Source organism: Roseiconus lacunae (assembly GCF_008312935.1).
GTDB classification, from domain to species: Bacteria; Planctomycetota; Planctomycetia; order Pirellulales; family Pirellulaceae; genus Stieleria; species Stieleria lacunae.
Genome location: NZ_VSZO01000014.1, coordinates 308,012 through 331,688, shown reverse-complemented (window position 1 = coordinate 331,688; position 23,677 = coordinate 308,012). Strand labels below are relative to the sequence as shown.

The following is a 23,677-nucleotide window of genomic DNA, read 5'->3' as shown; positions in this document are numbered from 1 at the left end:
ATGAGCAATACCTTGACAGAGATTGCCCAGCAGTTAGTGATTGCCTCTAAAGACGATCCTTCCCGAGGAGATCGCCCAAAGAAGGTGCAATTGATCTACGCTTTCAATGGAACGGGGAAAACGCGTCTGTCGCGTGAGTTCAAGCAGCTTATTGCGCCTGTGAACACTGACAACGAGTCCGCGAACGTCGCCATGGATGACGCGCCCGGGAGCCCTGGCGATGGAAACGCAAGTAGCGCAGGAATCAAGCTCTCACGTGATAAGATCCTCTACTACAACGCGTTCACCGAGGACCTGTTCTACTGGGACAACGATTTAGAGCTTGATGCGGAACCGAAACTCAAGATTCAGCCGAACTCTTTTACCGACTGGATTCTCGTTGAGCAGGGTCAGGATCAAAACGTCATCACCAATTTTCAGCGTTACACGGCGGACAAACTCACGCCGCTTTTCCATTTCGTACCAATCGAGAAGTACGTCAACGGAAAGAAGACGACGGTCCAGTCAGTCACCGAGGTGACCTTTAGTATAGAGGCTGGTAACAAGGTTGAAAACGACGCGGATTCCGGAAACCTGAAACTGTCCAAGGCCGAAGAAAGCAATTTTATCTGGAGCCATTTTTACACGCTGCTGGATCAGGTGATCACGATCCTGAACGTTCCCGAACCGGAAGACCGAGAATCCAATGACTTTGACCAGTTGGAGTACGTTTTCATCGACGACCCTGTTAGCTCGTTGGATGACAATCATCTGATTGAACTGGCGGTCGACCTTGCGACCTTGATCAAGACGAACAAATCGGAGCTGAGATTTATCGTCTCCACCCACAACCCACTTTTCTTCAATGTGCTGGTGAACGAGCTTGGCAGCGACGACAAAACTCACGCTCCAACCTGGCGATCGAAATGGTTCAGCAAATCACGATTGGAAAAACTGGATGACGGTAAATTCGAACTCGTTGAGCAGCCAAATGATTCGCCATTTTCGTACCATCTGTATCTTTTGGCACAGCTCAAGGCCGTCGTTGACTCAGGACAGGTCGAAAAGCACCACTTCAATCATTTAAGACAAATCCTCGAGAAAGCGGCGACATTCCTTGGGTATAACCGATGGGAGCAGCTACTGCCGCCAACGGACAACGGTAGTCCCAATCCGTACGCGAAACGCATTCTGAATTTCAGAAGCCACTCCAAGCATTCTGCGGATGAGGTTGCAACGCTTGCGCCCGAGGAAAAACAGATTTTGAAACTGCTGATTGATCACGTTGTCAGCGAGTACCGATTTAAACAGGAACCGACGACAGCATGACCGAATACAAAACCATCGTCCAATCGAACAACTTCATCATCTTGGAGAAATACAACCGGGAGTGGATGGTCGCCGAAAGCTACCAAAGCGAAGGGGATCTCGAACGCGAACTGATTCAGGACTTGGAAAATCAGGGTTATGCATTTCGCAAGGACCTGAAGTCGCAGCAAGCTTTGCTGGCCAATGTGCGCGGGCATCTGCAAACGCTGAACGCCGTGGAGTTCTCCGACGGAGAATGGCTTCGGTTTGTCGAGACGTTTCTGGATAAGCCGAGCGAAAGCATCGTCGATAAGACTCGTAAGATTCACGATGACTACATCCATGATTTTGTGTTCGACGATGGCCGCATCCAAAACATCTACCTGCTCGACAAAAAGAATCCGGCTCGCAACAAGCTAGAGGTCATTCAGCAGTTCGAGCAGACGGGCTCCCACGCCAACCGATACGACGTCACGATTTTGGTCAATGGCTTGCCACTGGTGCAGGTGGAACTAAAGAAGCGTGGAGTGGCCATTCGCGAAGCTTTCAATCAGGTACACCGCTACAGCAAGGAGAGTTTCAACAGCGCGAACTCGTTGTACAAGTATTTGCAGTTGTTCGTGATCTCCAACGGCACCGACACCCGCTACTTCGCCAACACCACCAAACGTGACAAGAACAGCTTCGACTTCACAATGAACTGGGCAAAGGCGGACAATAGCCTGCTCAAGGATTTGAAGGACTTCACCGCGACCTTCTTTCAGAAGAAGACGTTGTTGGAAGTGCTGCTGAAGTACTCGGTCTTTGATGTCAGTGACACGCTGTTGGTTATGCGGCCTTACCAGATCGCTGCCACTGAACGGATACTCTGGAAGATCAACAGTTCGTTTTCAGCGAAGGCTTGGAGCAAGCCGGAGAGCGGTGGCTATGTCTGGCACACGACTGGTTCCGGCAAGACGTTGACCAGTTTCAAGGCTGCGCGACTGGCGACCGAACTGGACTTCATCGACAAAGTGTTCTTTGTGGTGGACCGGAAAGACCTGGACTACCAGACCATGAAGGAGTACCAGCGTTTCTCGCCTGATAGCGTCAATGGTTCCGACAGCACTGCCGGGCTCAAACGCAACCTGGAGATGGACGACAACAAGATCGTCGTCACCACGATTCAGAAGCTCAACAACCTGATGAAGGGCGAATCCGACCTGCCGATCTACCAGAAGCAGGTCGTTTTTATCTTTGACGAATGCCACCGCAGCCAGTTTGGTGAAGCGCAGAAGAATCTTCAGCGGAAGTTCAAGCGTTACTACCAATTCGGCTTTACCGGGACTCCGATCTTCCCGCAGAACGCGTTGGGAGCGGAAACGACCGCCAGCGTGTTTGGCCGCGAGTTGCATTCTTACGTGATCACCGACGCCATTCGCGACGAAAAGGTGCTGAAGTTCAAGGTGGACTACAACGACGTCCGCCCACAGTTCAAGGCGATCGAAACGGAGAAAGACGAGCAGAAGCTAACCGCTGCGGAGAACCGTCAGGCACTTTTGCATCCCGACCGAATTCGCGAGATCTCCCAATACGTTCTGACTCACTTCCGCCAGAAAACGCACCGTTTGCGTGCGAGCGGGACCGGCTTCAACGCCATGTTCGCCGTCAGCAGTGTGGACGCTGCCAAGCTCTATTACGAGACTCTAAACAAGTTGCAGACGGACAGCGGAAGGCCGCTGCGGATTGCCACCATCTTTTCCTTTGCGGCAAACGAAGAACAGGATGCCGTAGGAGACATTCAGGACGAGAGTTTCGATGTCTCGGCAATGAACAGCAGTGCGAAGGAGTTTTTGAACGCGGCGATTGCCGACTACAACGGCTACTTCAAGACCAGTTTCAGCGTCGATAGCAACGGGTTCCAGAATTACTACCGCGACCTGGCGATGCGTGTGCGGGGGACAAGCAACAGCGGAGTCGAACTCCCGCCGGATCAGAAGGTTGATCTGCTGGTTGTGGTCGGGATGTTTCTTACAGGCTTCGATGCACCACGACTGAACACCTTGTTCGTGGACAAGAACCTCCGCTATCACGGACTGATCCAGGCATTCTCGCGGACGAACCGGATCTACGATGCGACCAAGACGTTTGGCAATATCGTTACGTTCCGTGATCTAGAACAGCCAACGGTCGATGCGATCACTCTGTTCGGGGATAGCAACACGAAGAACGTGGTGCTTGAAAAGAGCTACAAGGAGTACATGGAGGGCTTCACCGACATCGTCACGGGACAGGCCAGACGCGGGTTCAAGGAAGTTGTCGCGGAATTGGAAGAACGTTTCCCAAACCCAGATGAGATCGTTCGGGAAAGAGACAAGAAAGATTTCGCGAAGCTGTTTGGCGAGTATTTGCGGGTTGAGAATATCCTTCAGAACTTTGATGAGTTTGCGAGCCTGAAAGCTCTCCAATCCATCGACCTGGATGACCCGGAGCAAGTCGAAGCTTTCAAAGAGGAGCATTACCTCAGCGACGAAGATCTGGATGAGTTGCAAAACATCCACGTGCCGCCGGATCGAAAGATCCAAGACTATCGCTCGACTTACAACGACATCCGCGATTGGTTGCGGCGCGAGAAAGCCAGCAACGAAACAGAGGAATCCACCATCGACTGGACCGATGTGGTTTTCGAGGTGGATCTACTGAAGTCACAAGAGATCAACCTGGACTACATTCTGGAGCTCATTTTCGAGCACAACAAAAAAACAAAAGACAAAGCGCAGTTGGTTGAGGAAGTACGCCGATTGATTCGCGCTAGCGTTGGCAATCGCGCCAAAGAGAGCTTGGTCGTCGACTTCATTAACCAGGCCGAATTAGACGGGCTTCCCGACAAGGCCAGTGTGATCGAAGCCTTTTTTGGTTTTGCACGGGCAGAGCAGCAGCGGGAAGCCGGCGAACTGATAACCGACGAAAACCTGAACGCGGAAGAAGCCAAGCGGTATATCAGCACTTCCCTCAGGCGTGAGTATGCCAGTGAAAATGGCACCGAACTGAATGCAATCTTGCCGAAAATGAGTCCGCTCAATCCTCAGTACCTTACGAAGAAGCAAAGCGTATTTCAGAGAATCTCAGCGTTCGTAGACAAGTTCAAAGGCGTTGGCGGAGACATTTGAAAACGAGCCGTCGGGTTCGCCACGCCAGACGGCTGGAAGTGTGTCAACAACGGGATTGTCAAAGATCAAATATGGGCCGAAGCGCTACGGCACCAAGAACTGCGATTCGATGTCGGCGAGCGTCGCGTGGAGATCGGAGGCGTGTTCCGATAGCGGTTCGAGCCTTTCCTCGAAGCGAGCGACGTTGGCTTCGTAGTCATCGGCTTGGCGCTTGTAGCCATTGGCTTCCGCTTTCACGCCCGCCATCTCGGCTTTCTCACGATCGATGACTGCCTAGCGGCGTTGCTGCCGGATCTCCTTTTCGAAACGCTCGCATTCGGCTTGAGCTTCGTGGTAACGCTTCCGCGTTGCCTCGTATTGTTCGAGCAGCTCTTTGGTCATCGAATCAAGTAACGATGTCAGATTCATAGCGACTCCTTTCGGGACGGGATCGGTACCAGCGGGTTTGATCCCGCTCGTAAAGGGCTTTGAACGCGGGCGGAGCGGGCAGACCACAGATCTGCCGGAACGATGCGGCGAGCAACGCTTCGGCTTCTTTTTCGAGGGCCAGTGCGTACTGCGCCGCCTTGGACATCCCGAACCGCTCGGGGCTTTAGACTTCGTTCGGCTCGATGTCCCAGCCAAGACGCTGGGCGCGGTATTGAAGGTGATATGCGATCCGCATGAACCGAGATTCGTGCGTGGTCCACGGGGGCGTGCTGCCGTCGCCTTCTTCGTCCTGCGAGACGGCCTCGGCGATCCGGATCGCTTCGGCGCGGATCTACTGCTGGTTGTACGGACACGGCTTGAACAGCGACGGACGTTCCAGGCAGTGGGCCAGTTCGTGGAGCGTTGTCCCGAGCATCTAGTTGTACATTCGCTCGGGGAAATCACGCTCGATGTTCAGCTTGCCCAGCACGATGACTGGCCCACGTCCCTCCCAGTCGCGCAGGCAGTGGTGCAGATGCATGTCCAGGCTTGGCTACGTATAGCCGTAGCAGACCGTGGTGGCGACCAGCATCGGCGGCAGCATCGTTTGCGTGACGATGTAGAGCGGTGAATCGGTGAGTTCCAGGCGGGCCACGTCGCGGCAGAGTTCTTTCGCATCGGCGATCAGGCGATCAAGATCCATGACAATTCCTTTGTTACAATGCTGTGTTTAAAATCCATCAAAGCACGAAGCGGTCAATGATCAACGTTGGAGAACAACTCGTTGCGTCGTACCTTCGGTACATTCGCGACTGCGAATTCACACAACTAAACCTCTATACCGTCGATACCCAGGGCGAAATCGATGTAGTAGGCATTGATTTGGAAACACGGCGTCTCTTTGTCTGCGAGGTCGCCGTGCACCTCACGACCGGCTTGCAATACGTCAAAAACAAGCGTCCGAACAACATCGCCAAGCTGACGCAGAAGTTTTCACGTGATATCGCATACGCGAATCGTTTTTTTCCGGAGTACGAAAAGCATTTCATGCTTTGGAGTCCGGTTGTTAAAGCGTCAAAGCCGGGCTCGCTATACAACCAAATGGATCATGTTGCACAGATCGAAGCAAATTTACTGTCCGAGTTCGGTATCCAATTGGACTTGATTATCAACGAGCGATTTGAGGCTTGTTTGCAAGAGATGCGATCCTACGCGTCCAAACAGACTGCCGAGTTGAAATGCCCGGTCATGCGTCTGTTTCAGATTGAGGCTCATTTGAAAAAACATCTCGGCAAGTAGCATCTATCGGTTCCTCCCTGATGATCGGTTCGCCACGGCGAACCTTGTCTTCGATTTCCTTCAGCCATCGCCATTCCCAAAGCGGGACCATGACGACGGATTGGTCGCGGGAGCGTTGGATGATGACTGAAGTTCGTTATCGATGATCAGGACGTCGCCCGTTTCGGTTGGGAAGCGATCGAGCCACGGCCTGCCGGTTGCCACGGCGAGAGCCATATCGCTGGCCAGCCAGCTTTTGCCCACCTTCGGCGGCGCGATGACGTTCATCGTTTCGCCGACGCGAAGCAGACCGTGAATGACTGGCGGCTGCAGCACGGGAAAGCGATCGAGCAATTGACGCAGGCCGCGAGCACGGATGTCGGCCGCGCGAGACAGGTCGCAATCGGTCAGTCGCAGCGTTAAACAGATCTCGTCGAGTTAGTCTTGTGTATCGCTGTCAATGTCTTCGTATGGCCGCGGTGGCATGTCGATCTTGTCCGGTCGCAACAAACCTCTGCCCCACTCCGTCACTTCCCATTGGTCTGCGGCGAATCCTTCTCCGCACGTCAAATCGCGACCGGCTAATCTATGTCCAAATAAATCAGTACCGCTATCAAAATGCTCTCGAATTCCAACATGCTGAAGCTCACCGAACTTATCGAACTCTCCGATGTTGAATTACTGAAGTACAAGATCCACTGTGCAACCGGGAAGGCACCGAACTCGCCACTGGACGCCTTCTTCGCCGGAACGTTTCAGGACTGGCAAGAACGTCAAAACCAGCTCAATTTTCAATGCGATCAGATCATCAGCTTGATCTACTTGCGTCCTAGCCGTTGGCTTTTCGGTGGCCTCTACCGCGTGCTCGGATTCAAAGAGGGACGTCCAGATATGCCAAGTGGATTCACCTACCAAACAGAACTGATCAAAGGCCTCGAGCACCTGGACGGACGCGCCGTCATCTATTTCGACAAGAAGTTTCGTGCCTCATATCTTCGGGGACGGAAGTATGCCGAGCAGCTGATTGTAGAATCGCTTCGTTCGTCTCGGATGACCATCGGTGATTTCCCCGGGTTTAACGACGTCCTACTTTCATTTCCGAACCTCCGCACAATCATCGGGGAGCAAAATCCGTCGTGGCGAGCAGCGCTAGCGAACGTATCAGGTGTCTATTTGATCGTCGACAACACAACCGGCGAAATTTACGTCGGCAGCGCATACGGTGGCGTTGGGATTTGGCAGCGATGGAGCCAATACGCCAGGACCGGCCACGGCGGAAATAAGGCGCTGAAAGCTCTTCTGGCGAGTGAGCCGGATGGTCATGAGGATAACTTTCAGATATCGCTTCTTGAGGTTTGTGATTTGTACGCGTCGAATGACTTCGTGATATCGAGAGAAGTGCATTGGAAGAATGTCTTGAAGAGTAGAGAGTTTGGACTCAACGCCAATTAAGTTGCGTTGGTCTGCGTGCCCTTGGATTGATCGGGCTTTCCATCATCTTTCGTCTTTTCATGGACGTCGATCAGTACTGCGGCCCAAGCGCCGGCAGCGTCGTCGGGCAATTCAACGTCGTTGTCTTCGTCCGTATCTTGTTGATCCAAGTCGAGCCTCCTTGCCCGTAAAAACGACCCGCGAAAATGCGGGGCAAACGCATCAAAACCGGCATTGGAAAAAAGACTATCCGGGTGCTCTCCGTCAGGACTGGTAGAATGCTTCCAGACACGGCCAGACATCGCTGTAGCGTTTCGTCCCTGTTGGGCTTCCACTTTGATCATCGTTCGAGAGCTTGTGCCACTCGATTGGGCGAGGTCGTCGAGGTTTGGTGTGATCACCGATCGGCTCGTCAATCATGGACGCCCTGGTTAGGTTGTGTCAACAAAATTCTTTCTCCTTGAATCGATAGTCTACGCCATGCATCGAATTTTTCCTTTTCAGATGATCGCCCTGTTCCTGATTGCGTTTGCGGGCGGATGCGGCCAATCGAATGACAAATCATCCAATGCGGTTCAGGTACAACTGAACTGGTACCCCGAATCAGAACACGGTGGACTTTATCAAGCGTTGGCAACCGGCTTGTACAAGGACGCCGGTCTGGAGGTCACGATCCAACCTGGTGGACGGGCAACCCCGGTTGGCCCGGAACTTGAACTCGGCCGCGCCCAATTTGCGATCGCAAATGCAGACGACGTTATGATCTTTCGCGCCCAGGGATTGGACGTCGTTGCCGTGTTGGCGGCGATGCAAAATCATCCGCGTTGTCTTCTCGCGCGGAAAGACAGCGGGGTCGAGACGTTTGACGACCTCAAAGGAAAAACCTTCCAGCGGCAAGCCGGACGCGCTTTTGTTGAGTTTCTACGCTCGAAGAACATCCTCGATGGAGTCCAAGAGGTTCCTTATCACGGTAGTATCGCTTCACTGATCGCCGACCCTGAAATCGTCATTCAAGGTTATAGCTGCGCCGAACCACTGCTCGCCGAACAACAAGGCGTCGAAGTCAACACACTGATGGTCAGTGACTTGGGATTCAATCCTTACAGCAGTGTGCTCGTGACGACTGGCAAGCTGATCCGTGAAAAGCCGGAACTGGTGCAACAGTTTGTCGATGCCACGCGAACCGGCTGGCAGCAGTACCTCACTGACGGTGTCCGAGGGAACGAAGCGATTCTTTCGGTCAATGAACAGGGAATGACCTCCGAAGCATTGCAGTTTGGTGCCGAAGTCATGCGTGATTTAGCGATGCCCAACGATGCCGCCGCTGAATCAGTTGGTATGATGACCGATCAGCGATGGCAAACGCTTTACGACCAACTGGTGGACCTGGAACTCGTCGACCCGTCGAAGGTCAAAGCCGAGGAGTGCTACACGCTGCAGTTCCTGAAGTAGCAGCGTGAGAACGCCGGGCTTCAACTGCCAGGCGGAAAACTACTTCGGCAACGCTTCGGCATATCGGCGCCCAAACTCGAGCAGCGATTCTCGATCGAAGTGCGTGTTGTCTGACTTCAATGTTAGCCCGCTTGATTCGACGAATGCCGCATGCTCTAGTTCGTTGGCGAGTTCTCGGTGCGCCTGGTCAACTTGTTTACGAGCGTCGTTCCATTTCTCTTTGTTTGCCGTGGCAAGTCCGCCGATCAAGATCGGTGTTTCGGTCCCGACCTGCTTGCGAAAACGCGCGAACACTTCACGCAGTCGATCGCGATACAACTCGGCCGCGCCGGACTTCGAATCGGATTCGCCTTGGTGCCACAAGATGCCCTTGACGACACCGTCTTGCTGGGCGATTTGGACGCGGATCATCGCGTCGTCGTAGGGATGCGATTTTGTTTGATCATGATAACCGCCGGGCACCCAGCTCTTGATCGGTGAACCGCCGGCGGCACAGGGAATCAATCCGACGGTGACATCGGGGTGTGCTGCCGCATACACACGTGCGAACTCGCGTCCCAAACCGACACCGGCGACCGACTTGTCGAAATGCAAAGGATCGACCGCCGGAACCCAGCGATTTTGTTGGTCGAGCATCAGAATTCGGTCGTCGGGGTAGCGATCGGTCGGGATGACCTTACCTCGTCCGGCCATGTTCGATTGTCCGGCGAGCAAAAACAAATGAAACTGTTTTGGTTCGGGGATCTCGCAGCGTGTGAGCGTGACGCCACCGAGTTCTACCATCCGGTCGACAGACTCGGCGAGGCTTAACTGCAGTTCAGTCATTCCGGATTCAAGCTCGCAAACACCGATCGTCTGAACGGAAAAATCCAACATCCGCCTCGGTGTCGCCTTCGAATCCAGGTCTGGCCGTATGACCGACTTGTTCGCGACTCGTTTTAAGTTGCCGCGTAGTTCTGAATTGGCGATCTTTGCGATCACTTCGGCATTCTTGGCCGCGGTGGCATAGTGAACCTGAATGCTGTAGCGTCCCGCTTGTCGAACATCGAGCGAAAAGGTAACGAGATCGTCTCGATCGAACCATCGATCAACCCAGCTATGCGCCCACTCAATCTCATCGGCAAACCCCGGGTTTCCGGTCAGCTTGGCATCGACGGAAGGAATCATCGTCGGACGCGCACCGCTGATCGGTACCGGTCGGTTTGGTTCGACCGACGGTTGAATTTCTGAATAGTAATCGAGCGCCGCTTGCTTGAGTCGATCTGCGAGGTCGAGATGCTTGTCCGCGACATTCTGCTTTTGTCCCGGATCTTTGCCCATGTCATAGAGCTCCACCATGCCCGGCTTTTCCGATACCAATCGATAACGGAGATTACGTACCGCAAACCGTCCCGGCCATTGGTTGCTCGTTTTAAATCGCGGTCCTGTGCGTAAGGTAATCAGGTGCCGGCCGGCCAAAGCCGGATCGTTACCGCTTTCGATCAATGTCGTCAAACTCCGACCGTCCAGCGTTGCCTTATCCGCTGGCAATTCGCACCAGTCGGCAAGTGTCGGAAGCAAATCGATGTGGGCTGCGATTTGATCAATCGATTTTGGCGATACCTTGGCAGGCCAACGAATGAAACACGGGACGCGGCAACCACCTTCGTGAACGCTTCCCTTGGCACCGCGCATACCACCGTTGAAACGTTTGCCATTTGGGCCGTTATCGGTAAGAAAAATGACGATGGTGTTTTCAGCCAACTCGTGTTCATCGAGCGTGGTCAACAGCCGCGCGAGATTCGTATCGATATTTTCCACCATCGCATAGACCGCGGCCGTTTTCTCGCTGATCGATCCATCGTTGTATTTGTCGAACAGTTTTCTGTCGACTTGGAATGGCCCGTGCGGCGCGTTGAACGGAACGTAACAGAAAAAAGGTTGCTTGTGATTAGCCTTCACAAATTCGATCGCCTGATCGGTAAGCAGATCGGTGATGTAACCTTGCGTCGACACCGGCTTCCCGTTGCGTTCCAAAACCGGATCATCGTAAAGATTGAAGTGGCCTCCACAGAACCCAAAGAACTCGTCAAAACCTTGCCCGTTGGGGTGCAATGGTATTTGAGCACCGTTGTGCCATTTGCCGAAACAACCAGTGACATATCCCGCCGCCTTGAATCGCTCAGCCATCGTCGTTTCCTCCGAACGCATGACTTCACGTCGGCCGGTCACACCGATCACGCCCGATCGCTCGGGGTAACGTCCGGTTAAAAGCGCTGCACGTGTCGGAGCACAGACGGGTGAAACATAGAAATGCTCCATACGGGCACTTTGGTTGGCAAGTTGATCGATCGCCGGGGTTTCGATAATTGAGTTGCCGTGGACACCGACATCGCCCCAACCCTGGTCATCAGTGAGGACAATCAAAACGTTGGGACGGTCGGAGGCATACGTCCTCGGGAGGACCGACGTTTGAACCATCAATGTCACCGCGATGATGATCGCCGGAAAGACAACTCGACGGCATTTCTGTTCTGACGTTTTCTGTAGGCGAGAACTCGGTCGATCATTCGTCGTCGCTGCGACGCGTCGTATGAAGTTGAAAGTCATGGGATGATTCGAAGGCAGGAGGTGGAATCGGCGAAGAGGGATCAGGCGACGTACGGAGGGCGGCGGCCAAACAGTAGTATGGCCGGTTTGCCGATTGATTTCATTAGAAATTGATCGGGTACTGCCACAGCTGACATCCAGACGTTGTAACCTAGTGCGGGTGCAACCGGAATTCCGACCATTCAATATGTCAGGAACATTGGTTGGTGAAGGCCCGGCGCGCTCACGATTCGGAGAATCGAGCGACAATGTCGATCAACTTTCCAAGTTGACAGCGGAACGAAGCGAGTGACTCCTCAGGTTTGTAAACGCTTCCTGTACTTGACGTTTGCAGCGGATCATCGGTTACACCGACTTAGTGCCACAATCCCTGACAAAGGTTGCTCCTCGTGGCAAAGAATCTTTCCCTCCCCCACCGTCAAGCTCACCTCGATGAACACTCTACGATCCGTCGCCGGCTCGATTGCGATCGCAGTCGCCGTTTTTTGTTTCCCAGTTCAAGCAACCGCGAAGAAAACTCTCGTGCAGTCAGATGGCTTGCATGCGGTAAGCTGCCAAGGCGACTACCGGCATCATCTTCAGGGTGTCTGTACCGACGAGGAGGCATCGATTTATTGGTCGTTCACAACCGAACTGGTGAAGACCGATCGCGATGGTCACATTGTCAAATCGATCCCAGTCGAAAATCACCACGGCGATCTGTGTTTCAAAGACGGAAAGATCTTCGTCGCGGTGAATCTTGGCAAGTTCAATGATCCTCAGGGCAACGCCGATTCTTGGGTTTATGAGTACGACGCGCAGACGCTCGAACGAACCGCTAAATACGAAACCCAAGAGGTTTTTCATGGTGCCGGTGGTATCGGCACCCAAGGCGATCACTTTTACGTCGTCGGTGGCTTGCCCGATGGGGTGCAAGAGAACTATGTCTACCAATACGACCAAGATTTTCAATTCATCAAGAAGCACGTGATCGATAGCAAGTGGACTCACTTGGGAATTCAGACCGCGACGTTTCATGACGACGCTTGGTGGTTTGGTTGCTACGGCTCACCAGCAATCCTGCTGAAAACCGATGCGAAGTTCAACCTGCTTGGTCGTCATGAGTTCAATTGTTCGCTTGGCATCATTGGCGTCCGTCCCGGTCATCTATTGTTCGCCAAAGGTCCACGCAATTCCGCCGGACGACACCTCGGATCGCTGCACTTCGCTCGACCGGATGCGACAAACGGACTGATTGAATTGAAATCCAATCAAGCATCTGTCAGCCAGCGCGTCCCGCAAGGAGTCGCCGCTGGCATCAAAAAACCACTTCGTATCGCCCCTCGCCCCGGCAACGGTAGAAACAGTGAAGGCGACTTTATTCGCTTGAACGACGGGCGTTTGCTTTTGGTGTATACGAAATTCATCGGAACTGGAGACCACGCACCGGCAGAACTTGTCGCAAGGCATTCGTCCGATGGCGGAATGACGTGGAGCGAAGACGATATCCCGGTGATCTCGCGCGTCGACGGCGATGCGAACCTCATGTCGGTTTCGCTCGTGCGTTTGTCCGATGGACGCATCGCACTGTTCTACATCCGAAAATACGACAGCCCGCGCGGTGCCGCGTATCCGTTTTTAGACGACATTCTGATGCGGACCAGTGCCGACGAAGGCGAAAGTTGGTCGGCCCCAATCGACCTTACCGAGCATGCCCCGCCTGGATACCGTGTCCTGAATAACGATCGTGTGATCCAGCTTCGCTCGGGCCGCTTAGTCGTGCCGTTGGCAGTTCACTATGAAACCGGCTGGGCAAAGTTTAAAAACTCGGCGGACATCGTCTGCTACCTTTCTGACGATTTGGGCCAATCATGGCGTGTTAGCCGAAGCAAACTCGCTTCCGATCTATTGGCTCAGGAGCCCGGCGTTGTCGAACTTCGCGATGGCAGCTTGCTGATGTTCTGTCGCAGCCGTGATTGCCAGTTGGTTTCGCGTTCCAGTGATGGTGGCGAATCATGGTCGCCGCTAGAGCGTTCCGAGATTAACCAGCCGATCGCCTCGCCGGCATCGATTGAGCGGATCCCGGAGACCGGTGACTTGCTATTGGTTTGGAACAACGGGAACGATCCGGCGGCGAAAGCAACACCGATCGGACGCCGACCATTCACTGCGGCAATCAGCAAAGATGACGGAGGCACTTGGCAGCACATTCGCAACCTTGGTACCGATCCTCAAGGCTGGTATTGTTACACGGCGATCGAGTTCGTCGACGGTCATGTCGTGCTTGCTCATTGCGAATTTCCGGGGCTGAACGCCCTGCAAATCACACGCTTTCCGGTCAAATGGCTCTATCAACCATGATCGGATTCGGGTGACTTGTTCGCCAAGTCGGCGATGGCAGTTTGATCCAAACGCACGATTCGCCAATCGGGAAGGACATCACCGCCGATCGCTTCATAAACGTCGATCGCGTTTTGGTTCCAATCCAAAACGCACCACTCCATCCGACCGCAATCTCGCTGCCGGGCGATCTCTGCCAGCTTTGACAAAATTCGTTTGCCGATGCCTTGCTTGCGATACGCCGGACGCACATAGATGTCTTCTAAGTAAATGCCGCGCTTGCAAAGGAACGTCGAAAAGTTTTCAAAGTAGATCGCGTAGGCGACTAAGTCCCCCGCCGGATCTTCGGCGACCAACGCCTCCGGGCCGCCTGCCCGATCAAAGATTTCAAGCTCCATCTGCTCTGCCGTCCCAACGAATTGGTCCGCCAGCTTTTCAAATTCGGCCAATTCACCCAGCATCGCATGGATCTCGGGAATGTCGTCTCGGGTCGCGGTGCGGATCGTGATGCTGGACATGGGGGTGGGGAGTTGCTAGAGGCTAGAGGCTAGTGGCTAGTGGCTAGTTTTGTCAGTGGGGGTGAATGCTGCGTATTCTGGTTCACTTTCCCGCTTGCGGGAGGGTCGGACGCTTGAGCGGCCGGAGAGGGTTCTCGTCTGGCCGAAGTCACGGTTTTCACACGCACGCACCAGCCCTTAAAAACTTCTTCAATCCCGATTCGTTTCGCCGAACTCCTCTTTCGACAATCCCAGAAATCTCAATCTGACACCTCAGAGCATCCATTCGGCTCGATGAAACGCTGCTCGGATCAATCGTCAGTGGGTGAGATTGAATCGATCGGCTATGATCGCCATGCTCCGTCACTCCATGGTAAAGGGTGACATCATCTGCCGAATTCTATCGACATGAGATTCTAGCTGTGGCGACCTATCCATTTGAACCCTACGCAGAACTGCCGACGCTTCAATCGGCAGTGACCGATTCCTTCTGTCAGTTGGTCGAGCAAACGCTTGCTTCGCAAGACACGTTTTCCGTTTCGCTTTCCGGTGGCTCCACCCCCAAACGTGTTTACGAGATGTTGGCGAGCCGTGACTTGCCATGGGACCGCATCCATTTGTTTTGGGGCGATGAACGAAATGTGCCACACGACCATGCGGACAGCAATTATCGGATGGTCAAAACCGCACTACTCGATCATGTCGCGATCAAGGAAGCCAACGTGCATCCGGTTCCGGTAGCCGTCGACTCACCGGCCGAAGGGGCACGTGCGTATGCGCAAGAGATCGAGGCCTTCTTCGGAACCGCGATGCCAACATTTGACCTTGTACTGCTGGGCATGGGAGATGACGCCCACACCGCGTCGCTATTCCCCGGCACCAAGGCAATCAGTGAATCTGATGCGTCGTTCGTCGAAAACTATGTGCCGAAGTTTGAAGCCCATCGCTACACGATGACCTATCCCGCGATCACCTCTGGAAAGGAAATCTGGTTCATCATCACCGGTGCGGCCAAAGTTGATGCGCTCAAAGCGGTCGTCTTTGGTGAGCGTGATTTGAATCAATACCCATCGCAGGGCATCAAACCGACGCGTTGGTTTGTTGATAGCGAAGCGGTCGGCTAATCCGCTCGGGGATCTTATAAAAAAACGGACGGCTTCGCGATGATTGCGAACCCGTCCGTCTATGTTTAATGTCGCGGCAAAGTCTTGCTTTCACCGCGAATAGAAACGTCCGTCCTACTCGGACTTTGCTTCTTCCGAGCTGCCTTCGGCCGCACCGACGGGCTGCTCTTCCGAGGGAGCCGACTCGGTTTCCGGTTCATCGCTATCGAATGCGGGGCGTTCTGCTTTGACGCTCACACGGTCATTCTTACCGACGAGTTCCAGGATGGCTCGGGTTCCGGCATCACCGAGACGCGGCATGGCCAAGCGAACGATACGGGTATATCCGCCGGGGCGATCGGCAAAGCGTTCGGCGATCGTGTCGAATAGGATCGAGGTGGCTTCACGGTCGCCGATCAATTGGACCACGCGTCGCTGAGCGGCGACGACTGGGGCCCGGGCATCGGCCCACTTTTTCCACTGGTCACTTTCACGCCATTTCTTGTACTCGTCGCTGCCACGATCGGCGTCGCACTCAAACTCACGCGCCGCTTCGGCGTGTGGCAGCGATTTTTTTGCGATCGTGATACACTTTTCGACCAACGGTCGGACTTCTTTGGCCTTGTGCAACGTGGTCGTGATCCGACCGGCAACCTTGGGCGCGTTCTCGTCCAATTCGGCGTCCCGCTCGGTGAGGAACAGGGCGCTGGCGAGGTTTTTCAGCAGGGCCTTGCGGTGACTGGGGCTACGTCCCAGGGTGCGGCCATGACGTCGGTGTCGCATGACAGTTCAAGTATGGGTAGGTGATTCTTTGATTGTGACAGCAGCAGGCTGGTGCGCCCGATCTGTTTCCAAAATTGGAAACGAGTGGTTTGTTCCAATGATTCATTCGGAGTGATCGATCGCCAACGGGCGTTAGCCCTGGTTCTTGCCGTCTAGCCGTGGCGAACGCCACGCGGCTAGACATCAGATCACTCTGGAACAAATCACTAGAATAGTGGCTGAGCCGGCACTCTCATTCCGAGGTGCAGGCCGTATTGAGCCAACTTTTCGCGAACTTCGTTCAGCGTGGTGTCGCCGAAGTTTCGCACTTCCAGCAACTGATCTTCGTTCCGCTGAACCAAGTCGCGGACCGTTTGGATGTTTTCGCTTTCCAGGCAATTATTGGCTCGCACGGAGAGTCGAAGGTCAGCAAGCGTCATATTCAGCTTGGCTTCCAACTGAGCTTCCGGCGAACCGGCTCCGCCACGAGCGGCCGAGAAGATACTCGGTCCGAGTTCGCGGTACTGGACGAACGGGTTGAGGTGTTTGCGGAGGATTTTGGCAGCTTCGACGAGTGCCAATTCCGGGTTCACACTTCCGTCGGTCCAGATTTCCAGAACCAGTTTGTCGTAGTTGGTCTTTTGCCCGACGCGAGTTTCCTCGACATCGTAGCGGACTCGGGTGATGGGGCTGTAAACCGCATCGATCGGGATGATCCCGATTTCGTGGTCCGCGCTGCTGTGTTCGGTCGCGGGGACGTATCCGCGTCCGTTCTCAACGACCATCTCCATCATGAAGGGGACGTCTTCGGTCAGCGTGGCGAGCACGGCGTCTGGGTTGATGATTTCGACATCTTGATCCGTCTGGATGTCGCTACCGCGGATCTCGCCGGCCTTGTCGGCTTCGACGGTGATCACACGAGTGGCTTCACTGTGGTTACGAACGACCAAGCTCTTAACGTTCAAAACGATGTCGGTGACATCTTCCAAAACGCCAGGAATGTTGGTGAATTCGTGCTGTGCACCGCGAATCTTGATCTGCGTGACGGCACTACCCATCAGGCTGCTGAGCAACACGCGGCGGAGCGAGTTACCGACACTGGTACCGAAACCGCGTTCGAACGGCTCGGCAATGAACTTGCCGTAAGTTTGCGAAAGCGAATCGCGGTCGACTTCCAGTGTGCTGGGAAGCTCCATTCCACGCCAACGGATATGCATTGCGGTGTAACCTTGTCGCTGGGGAGTACAAATGCGAAGGGAACGAATCGACGCGACACGACACGTTTTATCAAACGCGTGAATAGGGGTGCCGCGACCGAAAGAAAGGAATTAGACGCGACGCTTTTTGCGTGGTCGGCATCCGTTGTGGGGAATTGGGGTCACGTCTTCGATCAACTTGACCTTGAGTCCCGCCGATTGCAGCGCGGTGATTGCACTTTCGCGGCCCGATCCCGGGCCTTTGACTCGCACTTCGACATCACGCATGCCGAACTTGGTGGCTTTTTCGGCCGCCTGCTGGGCTGCACACTGACCGGCAAACGGCGTGCTCTTACGACTTCCTTTGAAGCCGCTCGTGCCCGCACTTGCCCAGCACAAAGTGTCGCCTTTGGTGTCGGTGATGGTGACAGTGGTGTTGTTGAACGTCGCGTGAATATGGGCGATGCCATTGCTCACATTGCGACGGACACGTTTCTTCTTGTTACTCTTTGCCACGGCAAAGTCCTAAACGCAATAAGTCGGTAACTGAATCGGGAATAAGTGAACGCTAGCGAAGATCCTTGACGCCTTTCTTTCCGGCAACCGTCTTCTTAGGACCTTTCCGCGTTCGCGAGTTGGTTTTGGTTCGCTGACCACGCACCGGCAAACCCATCCGGTGACGCATGCCACGGTAGGATTTGATCTCGCGCAATCGGCTGATGTTCGTGGTGACCTGGCGGCGAAGGGGACCTTCAACCATGTAGTCACGTTCGAGCATCGCTGCGATCTGACCCAGTTCGTCTTCGTTGATCTCCGTCGCAGCGCGAGTCGGATCAATCCCAAGCTTTTCACAGACTTCGCGTGCGGTGTGTAAACCGACGCCGTACAAGTAAGTCAGCGAATACTGGATCTGTTTGTCGTTCGGAATGTCGACGCCCAACAAACGGGGCATAGCAATGCTCCTGCAAATATCTCGTGCAAACTGGACTGTGGCAGCGCCGCTGGGCAATTCCCTCGGCTGCCGAACCCCTTCGAATAAGGGGTGCCACACGCAAAAAACGAAAAAGTGCTGTCCGCGAATCCCGGACTATAGCGAATGGCCCCCTTTTTGCTCAATGGCCACTTTCCAGCCTTTTTTGGGATTTTTATTTCCGCTTTGTGAAGGTCGGTCGCGGTCGTCGCAAAACTTACTTGAAGAAGCCCGTAAAATACGCTCGAAGTCGCATTTACAACAGCCCCTTACGGCGTCGATTTCCGGTGACGCACCAGCCGAAAAAACTCCGTCGGGTAGTCGTCTTTCGGCCCCGCAGGGATTCGCGATTGCTCAAGGACAGAAAAATCCGCCACATCAAGCTCCAGATGTGTATCGCCTTCGACGTTGCAGAGCACTCGCGTGAGGAAAACTTCTTCACATCGGTCAATCAGTTGGCGATAGATCTCCGCACCGCCGACCACAAAGGCTGGCGTTTGACCGGCCAGCTCGATCGCCGCTTCCGGCGTTGCCGCGACTTCGACACCGGCGGACGACCAATCCGCCTGCCGCGTGATGACAATTGTTCGTCGACCAGGCAGCGGACGACCGATCGAATCAAAGGTCTTTCGCCCCATGATGAGCACGCCGCCCATCGTCAACGATTTAAAACGCCGCAAATCACTGCTCAAACGCCAGGGCATATCGCCGTCGCGTCCAATCACCCCGGTCTGACTGATCGCGACAACGGCGGTAAGACGAGACTCTACCGGGGAGTTTTCAACCGGGGCATTCATGAATACGTGGAGCTTTATCAGTCTGGGCCGAAAGCCTTGGCGGCTTGTTTGTTTAATCAGAAGTGCGTCGAGCATAGTCGCCTTTTGCTCCGCAAAAGTGGCGATGACGTACGCAGCTTTCACGGAGTGAAAGGCGACTATGGCTAAATCAACAGGCCGTCGGCGGCTTCCGCCACGGATGATGGTGCCGTCGCTTCAGCCCCGCGATTCGCTACACGGCGACGGGGGCTTTGATATGCGGGTGGGGATGATAGTCGACGATCTCAAAATCTTCGAACTTGAAGCCGTCGATCGAATCGGGCTGATTGTGGATCAGCAACTTGGCCAAGGGCTTCGGCTCGCGACTAAGTTGTTCGCGGGCTTGCTCGAAATGATTTTGGTAAAGGTGAACATCGCCAAAGGTGTGCACGAAGGTGCCTGGCTGCAACCCCGTGACCTTTGCCATCATCATCGTCAACAACGCATAACTGGCAATGTTAAAGGGAACCCCCAAAAACACGTCTGCACTACGCTGGTAAAGCTGGCAGGAAAGCTTGCCGTCGCTGACATAAAACTGAAACAACGTGTGGCAGGGCGGCAAAGCCATCTGATTGACCTCACTGACATTCCACGCCGAAACAATCAGCCGCCGGCTCAGCGGGTTGCGACGGATCTCGTTTTCGACCCAAGCGATCTGGTCGATGGTTTGCCCGTCAGGGGTCGGCCAAGATCGCCACTGATGACCATAAACTGGTCCCAAATCACCTTTTTCGTCAGCCCATTCGTCCCAGATGCGGACACCGTGTTCGTTCAACCAGGCAATGTTAGTGTCACCTCGCAGAAACCACAGCAATTCGTAAATGATCGAACGAACGTGAAGCTTCTTAGTTGTCAGCAGCGGGAACCCGTGCGACAGATTGAATGACAATTGCCGACCGAAAAGGCTGCGTGTACCAACCCCGGTGCGGTCCCCCCGGTCAGAGCCGGATTCGATAATGTCTTCGAGTAAACGAAGGTACTGGAGCATCGGCGACGCCTACCTGCTTGATAAAGAGAGCGAAAGGCAACGGGGAATACACCGCGCGTCGCCTTTGCGGACGGTCAGCCCAAAGTCTACGCCCGTCGAACCCTCTTTCCCTGCGGTGGCTAGGTCAGAGATACCTGACAGAGCCACGATTGGCGAAGATGATTCGAGGTAAAAACGCGGCCGACCTGAATACTGCCTTTCAAGATACTGCCCAGAGGCCGCTTTGACTTGGGGTCAAATTGACCGGGCAGCGTTTTGCCGAAGGCAGGGATCCTGCGTCGGTGCGTTACGCGGTCGCGTCTAGCGCTTCTTGCAACGCGGCCTTGGTGGTATTGCCACCACGGAAGCTGTGCTCGACTTCGCCGTTCTTGAAAACCAGCAAGGTCGGGATTCCAGTGATGCCATACTTTTGGGCGATCGTGGAGGCTTCGTCGATGTTTAGCTTGCCAACTTTTTTGTCCGAGTTTTCGGACGCCAATTGCTCGATCATCGGGGCAATTGCGCGGCAAGGTCCGCACCAAGGAGCCCAGAAATCGACCAATACGGGGCCGTCAGCTTGCATCACTTCGGCCTCAAAATTCTCTTCGGTAAACTCGATGACGGCTTCGGATGCCATGTCACTGACCCTCATGGGAAATTAGGTGCTTACAAAATTCTCGTTCTCGAACGTCGATCACGTGCTCCGTGTCTTCGATGAACCTGGGTTCTCGATAACTGTTACGCGAATACGACGCTTCATCAATCACCGCAATTGTAGGACGCCCCGGCAAATCGGCCAAGGTAAGCGGGGTTGGTGGCCGAACAACGGCGTCAATCGGCACGGTTCCCCGTCGACCTCTCGCCGCTGATGCAATGTCGGCAAAACGTTGTAGTAAACGTTAGCGGACACTGCTGTGTCGTTCATCAATCCGCCTTTTCGTTGACCCGGTACACGACTTCGCTCCACTGCGCGAGCAGCATTGCAGTCGCGCCCCATACTTGATGTGGGCGTCCAGAATGATCGACCAATTCGATCGCCGGGTAACTGAATCTGTATTGGAATACTCCGCTGCCATCACGAACCTTACCGCGGCGAACGGATTTCACCGGAATGACGCTCGAAGGCACCTTGCGGCGTGCTAACGCGGCCCCCAACGCGGATATCGACTTAAGGGGAACTTCGATGATCTCGTCGACCTCGACGGGATCGGCGTTCCAGGCCGGCAACGGCACCCGCTGCAGCATCACGTGTGTGTCTACCAGATTGTCGCTCGCATAAACATAGATCGGTGGCAGCTCTCCGATCCACTCCGAATCCGCCAGCGGCACGCCGAGTTCTTCGAGGTACTCTCGCTTGGCCGCCTCGATCGCATGCTCGCCGTCTTCGACACGACCGCCGGGCAAACAAATTTGGCCGGCGTGATGCGAAAGCGTCAGCGGCCGCCGCGTGAGCGCAAAACAAGCCTCACCGTCGGCACGGTGAGGGTAAACGGTGATGACGACCGCGGCATGACGGCAGCCTTTTCGAGACGGGCCGCGATGGCGACCGTAAGACAGCCGAGGACTGAGTTGCCTCCGACTCGGACTGGGTGTCGATGTAAGCCATTGAGCCGAATCGGCTGATGGTTCTCTCTTCACCGGCACGTCGCGATCATCGCCGAGGTGACGCGAGCCGACCGCGAATACGCTCGGGCTTCGTCCCGAATGACGAAGCACCGATCGAACCGAATTGGCCCAACGGCGGTCGGCGAAAATCAAACCAACGTTTCCAACAAGCGACGAAGTTTTCGCAACTCGACACGATGATCGAGCCCTTCGAGCGGAAACATGTTGACTGTCAGGGCCCGGTCATACTTTTCGCGCTCGAGCTGAGTGATCAGCTTGCCGTAATCAACTTCGCCTTGCCCGACACTGACCTGAAACGCATCCGGGCGAGTGTCACGCAGGTGAACGTTGCAGACAAATTTCAGGATGTTGTCCAAGTTCTTGCCCTTTGCCGAACCGGTGATGTAAACACTGGGGTCTAGGGTAATGCCCAGGCCATCGACGTTGTTACAAAGCACCATCAAGGTGTCTGGATCTTCGCTCAGGCAACCGAGTTGGCTCTTGACGCTCACGCGGACGCCCTCGGCGTCGCCACACTCGACCAGTTTTTGCAGGTGCTCGACCTCTTCGTTAAACGGCGTCCCCTTTTCGGCGGAAGGTACGGTCAAGGTGACGACCTTGGTGGTTTTGGCCAGCCAGCAAAGTTTGGCAAAGTCCTCGTAGTGCTGCTGCCCCGTCGAGGCCAGTTGAACGCTATAGCCGGCGATGTCCAGGCGATGGGTGTAACGCAACAACTGAATCGATCGATCCATGTCAGTCAGGATTTCCGACGGTTGGACATCGCCGGTTTCATGAATCGCGATTTCAACTGCGGTGAACTCCAAATCCGAAGCCAGCTCGATGGCGGCACGAAGCTCGAGGTCAGGAAAACATTCGGTAGAGGCAGCGATAAACACGAGGCAATCCTTTTTTCTTTCAACGTTCGGCAGTCAAAACGCAAGCGTCGCGCGCTGCCAACCAATTCATACGGCAATCTAGTGTTGCGAAGCCGGCAAGTCGGTGTCGTGCACCAACTGTCCGATTCGCAAGCTTGGCCATCATGGTGCCGGCACGGTGACTGGCAAGTCAATCTTGCCCCAGTTCACACGAGCCTCCGGTCACACGGCGCCGAGCTATCCCGACCAGAGTACCGGGTTTACCGCGAGAAATAAAAGACCGGTTTTCCAATGCGGCTACCAATGCAGGGATGACCGCCAAAATGCCCCTTTCTGTAGCGATGTGACGGCCGGACCAGCCGTCGGGCGACCAAATTCTCCCGCGCGAAAATTTCAACCGTGGGGCGAACACAAACACGCCGCTAAAGCGTCTGAAGCCACGCAACTATTTCGCGGCTGATTGCTTCGGGCGAGCGATTTTCGGTCGAAATCTCGGTGTCTGCGACATCACGGTAAATCGGTTCCCGTTTTCGGAGCACCGATTGAATCTCTTCGGTCGGCGACAGCTCCGTCAGCGCCGGGCGACGCTCGCCACTGGTTTCGTCGGCACCGATGCGTTTAGCGATCGTGCTTGGCGTCGCGGTCAACCACACACAGCGGCCGGCACCGGCGATCATGCCGCGGTTTTCCTTGCTCAAGATCGCGCCGCCGCCGAGCGAAATGACTTCCGGCTGGTTCGCGTCCTCGATGCTCTGCCGCAAGCTGCGTGTTTCCCAGTCACGAAACAATGCCTCGCCACCTGCGGAGAAAAGGCCGCGAATGGTTTTCCCCGCCGTCTCTTCGATGACCGCGTCAAGATCGATCCAATCACAGCTCAGTTGCTCGGCGAGCAATTGAGCGATGGTCGTTTTTCCGGTGCCCCGGTAACCGATCAGGAACAAGTGAGATTTCAAAGCAGCGTGGGTCATGAGAAT

25 protein-coding genes are annotated in these 23,677 nt (G+C 54.7%); 7 read left to right on the top strand and 18 right to left on the bottom strand.

The features are described 5' to 3' along the window. Together FYC48_RS19550 and FYC48_RS19545 are read left to right on the top strand one after the other, a co-directional pair. Positions 1 to 1,308 carry an AAA family ATPase gene (locus tag FYC48_RS19550; RefSeq protein ID WP_149498470.1) on the top strand — a complete coding sequence of 436 codons (1,308 nt, stop codon included), beginning with the start codon at positions 1 to 3 and terminating at the stop codon, positions 1,306 to 1,308. After that, positions 1,305 to 4,436, top strand: a complete 3,132-nt coding sequence (locus tag FYC48_RS19545; protein WP_149498469.1) for a type I restriction endonuclease subunit R — start codon at positions 1,305 to 1,307, stop codon at positions 4,434 to 4,436. Before FYC48_RS19550 ends, FYC48_RS19545 begins: the two co-directional genes overlap by 4 nt. A gap of 84 nt (positions 4,437 to 4,520) precedes the next feature. Here FYC48_RS19545 and FYC48_RS27880 read toward each other — a convergent pair whose 3' ends face one another. From FYC48_RS27880 to FYC48_RS27875, 4 genes are all read right to left on the bottom strand, one after another. Then, entirely contained in the window at positions 4,521 to 4,682 is a 162-nt protein-coding gene (locus FYC48_RS27880; protein WP_160149635.1) for a hypothetical protein, read from the bottom strand. Between the two features lie 27 nt (positions 4,683 to 4,709). Continuing rightward, positions 4,710 to 4,844: a hypothetical protein gene (locus FYC48_RS28655; protein ID WP_261345078.1), complete on the bottom strand. Its 135-nt coding sequence runs from the start codon at positions 4,842 to 4,844 to the stop codon at positions 4,710 to 4,712. Further along, positions 4,822 to 5,010, bottom strand: coding sequence for a hypothetical protein (locus FYC48_RS19540; RefSeq protein ID WP_149498468.1), 189 nt, complete (start codon positions 5,008 to 5,010; stop codon positions 4,822 to 4,824). The genes FYC48_RS28655 and FYC48_RS19540 overlap by 23 nt, the downstream gene beginning before the upstream one ends. 387 nt (positions 5,011 to 5,397) lie before the next feature. Further along, positions 5,398 to 5,547, bottom strand: a complete 150-nt coding sequence (locus FYC48_RS27875; protein ID WP_160149634.1) for a hypothetical protein — start codon at positions 5,545 to 5,547, stop codon at positions 5,398 to 5,400. A gap of 56 nt (positions 5,548 to 5,603) precedes the next feature. Here FYC48_RS27875 and FYC48_RS19535 point away from each other — a divergent pair, with 56 nt between their 5' ends. Further along, positions 5,604 to 6,143 (top strand): hypothetical protein, encoded by a 540-nt coding sequence (locus tag FYC48_RS19535; RefSeq protein WP_149498467.1) that lies wholly within the window; start codon positions 5,604 to 5,606, stop codon positions 6,141 to 6,143. Positions 6,144 to 6,203: 60 nt separating this feature from the next. Here the strand turns inward: FYC48_RS19535 and FYC48_RS19530 are convergent, their stop codons facing one another. Continuing rightward, on the bottom strand, positions 6,204 to 6,458 hold the full coding sequence (locus FYC48_RS19530; protein WP_149498466.1) for an AAA family ATPase: 255 nt from the start codon (positions 6,456 to 6,458) through the stop codon (positions 6,204 to 6,206). 300 nt (positions 6,459 to 6,758) lie between these two features. Between FYC48_RS19530 and FYC48_RS19525 the strand changes: the two genes are divergently transcribed. Next, positions 6,759 to 7,574 (top strand): GIY-YIG nuclease family protein, encoded by an 816-nt coding sequence (locus FYC48_RS19525; RefSeq protein ID WP_160149633.1) that lies wholly within the window; start codon positions 6,759 to 6,761, stop codon positions 7,572 to 7,574. On the opposite strand, the gene FYC48_RS19520 is transcribed toward FYC48_RS19525, so the two are convergent. After that, positions 7,571 to 7,954, bottom strand: coding sequence for a hypothetical protein (locus tag FYC48_RS19520; protein ID WP_149498464.1), 384 nt, complete (start codon positions 7,952 to 7,954; stop codon positions 7,571 to 7,573). The genes FYC48_RS19525 and FYC48_RS19520 overlap by 4 nt on opposite strands. Positions 7,955 to 8,033: 79 nt before the next feature. Between FYC48_RS19520 and FYC48_RS19515 the strand changes: the two genes are divergently transcribed. Continuing rightward, positions 8,034 to 9,005, top strand: a complete 972-nt coding sequence (locus FYC48_RS19515; RefSeq protein ID WP_149498463.1) for an ABC transporter substrate-binding protein — start codon at positions 8,034 to 8,036, stop codon at positions 9,003 to 9,005. A 39-nt stretch (positions 9,006 to 9,044) separates the two neighbouring features. Here FYC48_RS19515 and FYC48_RS19510 read toward each other — a convergent pair whose 3' ends face one another. Then, positions 9,045 to 11,594: a sulfatase-like hydrolase/transferase gene (locus tag FYC48_RS19510; protein ID WP_160149632.1), complete on the bottom strand. Its 2,550-nt coding sequence runs from the start codon at positions 11,592 to 11,594 to the stop codon at positions 9,045 to 9,047. A 432-nt stretch (positions 11,595 to 12,026) separates the two neighbouring features. On the opposite strand from FYC48_RS19510, the gene FYC48_RS28455 reads away from it, so the two are divergent. Further along, on the top strand, positions 12,027 to 13,934 hold the full coding sequence (locus FYC48_RS28455; RefSeq protein WP_235034332.1) for a sialidase family protein: 1,908 nt from the start codon (positions 12,027 to 12,029) through the stop codon (positions 13,932 to 13,934). On the opposite strand, the gene FYC48_RS19495 is transcribed toward FYC48_RS28455, so the two are convergent. Next, on the bottom strand, positions 13,925 to 14,431 hold the full coding sequence (locus tag FYC48_RS19495) for a GNAT family N-acetyltransferase (protein WP_149498462.1): 507 nt from the start codon (positions 14,429 to 14,431) through the stop codon (positions 13,925 to 13,927). The genes FYC48_RS28455 and FYC48_RS19495 overlap by 10 nt on opposite strands. A gap of 401 nt (positions 14,432 to 14,832) precedes the next feature. On the opposite strand from FYC48_RS19495, the gene pgl reads away from it, so the two are divergent. Next, complete coding sequence (gene pgl / locus FYC48_RS19490; protein WP_230778132.1) at positions 14,833 to 15,534, top strand: 6-phosphogluconolactonase; 702 nt, start codon at positions 14,833 to 14,835, stop codon at positions 15,532 to 15,534. Between the two features lie 114 nt (positions 15,535 to 15,648). On the opposite strand, the gene FYC48_RS19485 is transcribed toward pgl, so the two are convergent. The 10 genes from FYC48_RS19485 to FYC48_RS19440 form a co-directional block, all read right to left on the bottom strand. Further along, positions 15,649 to 16,296, bottom strand: coding sequence for a bL17 family ribosomal protein (locus FYC48_RS19485; RefSeq protein WP_149498461.1), 648 nt, complete (start codon positions 16,294 to 16,296; stop codon positions 15,649 to 15,651). Positions 16,297 to 16,502: 206 nt separating this feature from the next. After that, positions 16,503 to 17,492, bottom strand: a complete 990-nt coding sequence (locus FYC48_RS19480) for a DNA-directed RNA polymerase subunit alpha (protein ID WP_149498460.1) — start codon at positions 17,490 to 17,492, stop codon at positions 16,503 to 16,505. Positions 17,493 to 17,603: 111 nt separating this feature from the next. Beyond that, a complete protein-coding gene (gene rpsK, locus FYC48_RS19475) occupies positions 17,604 to 17,987 on the bottom strand; it encodes a 30S ribosomal protein S11 (protein WP_149498459.1) in 384 nt (127 codons plus the stop codon). A 52-nt stretch (positions 17,988 to 18,039) separates the two neighbouring features. Next, positions 18,040 to 18,411: a 30S ribosomal protein S13 gene (rpsM, locus tag FYC48_RS19470; protein WP_149498500.1), complete on the bottom strand. Its 372-nt coding sequence runs from the start codon at positions 18,409 to 18,411 to the stop codon at positions 18,040 to 18,042. Positions 18,412 to 18,710: 299 nt separating this feature from the next. Next, on the bottom strand, positions 18,711 to 19,238 hold the full coding sequence (locus tag FYC48_RS19465; RefSeq protein ID WP_149498458.1) for a dihydrofolate reductase: 528 nt from the start codon (positions 19,236 to 19,238) through the stop codon (positions 18,711 to 18,713). A 211-nt stretch (positions 19,239 to 19,449) separates the two neighbouring features. Then, positions 19,450 to 20,244 (bottom strand): thymidylate synthase, encoded by a 795-nt coding sequence (locus FYC48_RS19460; RefSeq protein ID WP_149498457.1) that lies wholly within the window; start codon positions 20,242 to 20,244, stop codon positions 19,450 to 19,452. 286 nt (positions 20,245 to 20,530) lie between these two features. Then, positions 20,531 to 20,860: a thioredoxin gene (gene trxA, locus FYC48_RS19455; RefSeq protein WP_149498456.1), complete on the bottom strand. Its 330-nt coding sequence runs from the start codon at positions 20,858 to 20,860 to the stop codon at positions 20,531 to 20,533. Positions 20,861 to 21,147: 287 nt separating this feature from the next. Beyond that, on the bottom strand, positions 21,148 to 21,939 hold the full coding sequence (locus FYC48_RS19450) for an NUDIX hydrolase (RefSeq protein WP_160149631.1): 792 nt from the start codon (positions 21,937 to 21,939) through the stop codon (positions 21,148 to 21,150). A gap of 38 nt (positions 21,940 to 21,977) precedes the next feature. Continuing rightward, a complete protein-coding gene (locus FYC48_RS19445; protein WP_149498454.1) occupies positions 21,978 to 22,724 on the bottom strand; it encodes a sugar phosphate isomerase/epimerase family protein in 747 nt (248 codons plus the stop codon). Between the two features lie 401 nt (positions 22,725 to 23,125). Then, positions 23,126 to 23,671: a shikimate kinase gene (locus tag FYC48_RS19440; protein WP_149498453.1), complete on the bottom strand. Its 546-nt coding sequence runs from the start codon at positions 23,669 to 23,671 to the stop codon at positions 23,126 to 23,128. Positions 23,672 to 23,677 lie beyond the last annotated feature (6 nt).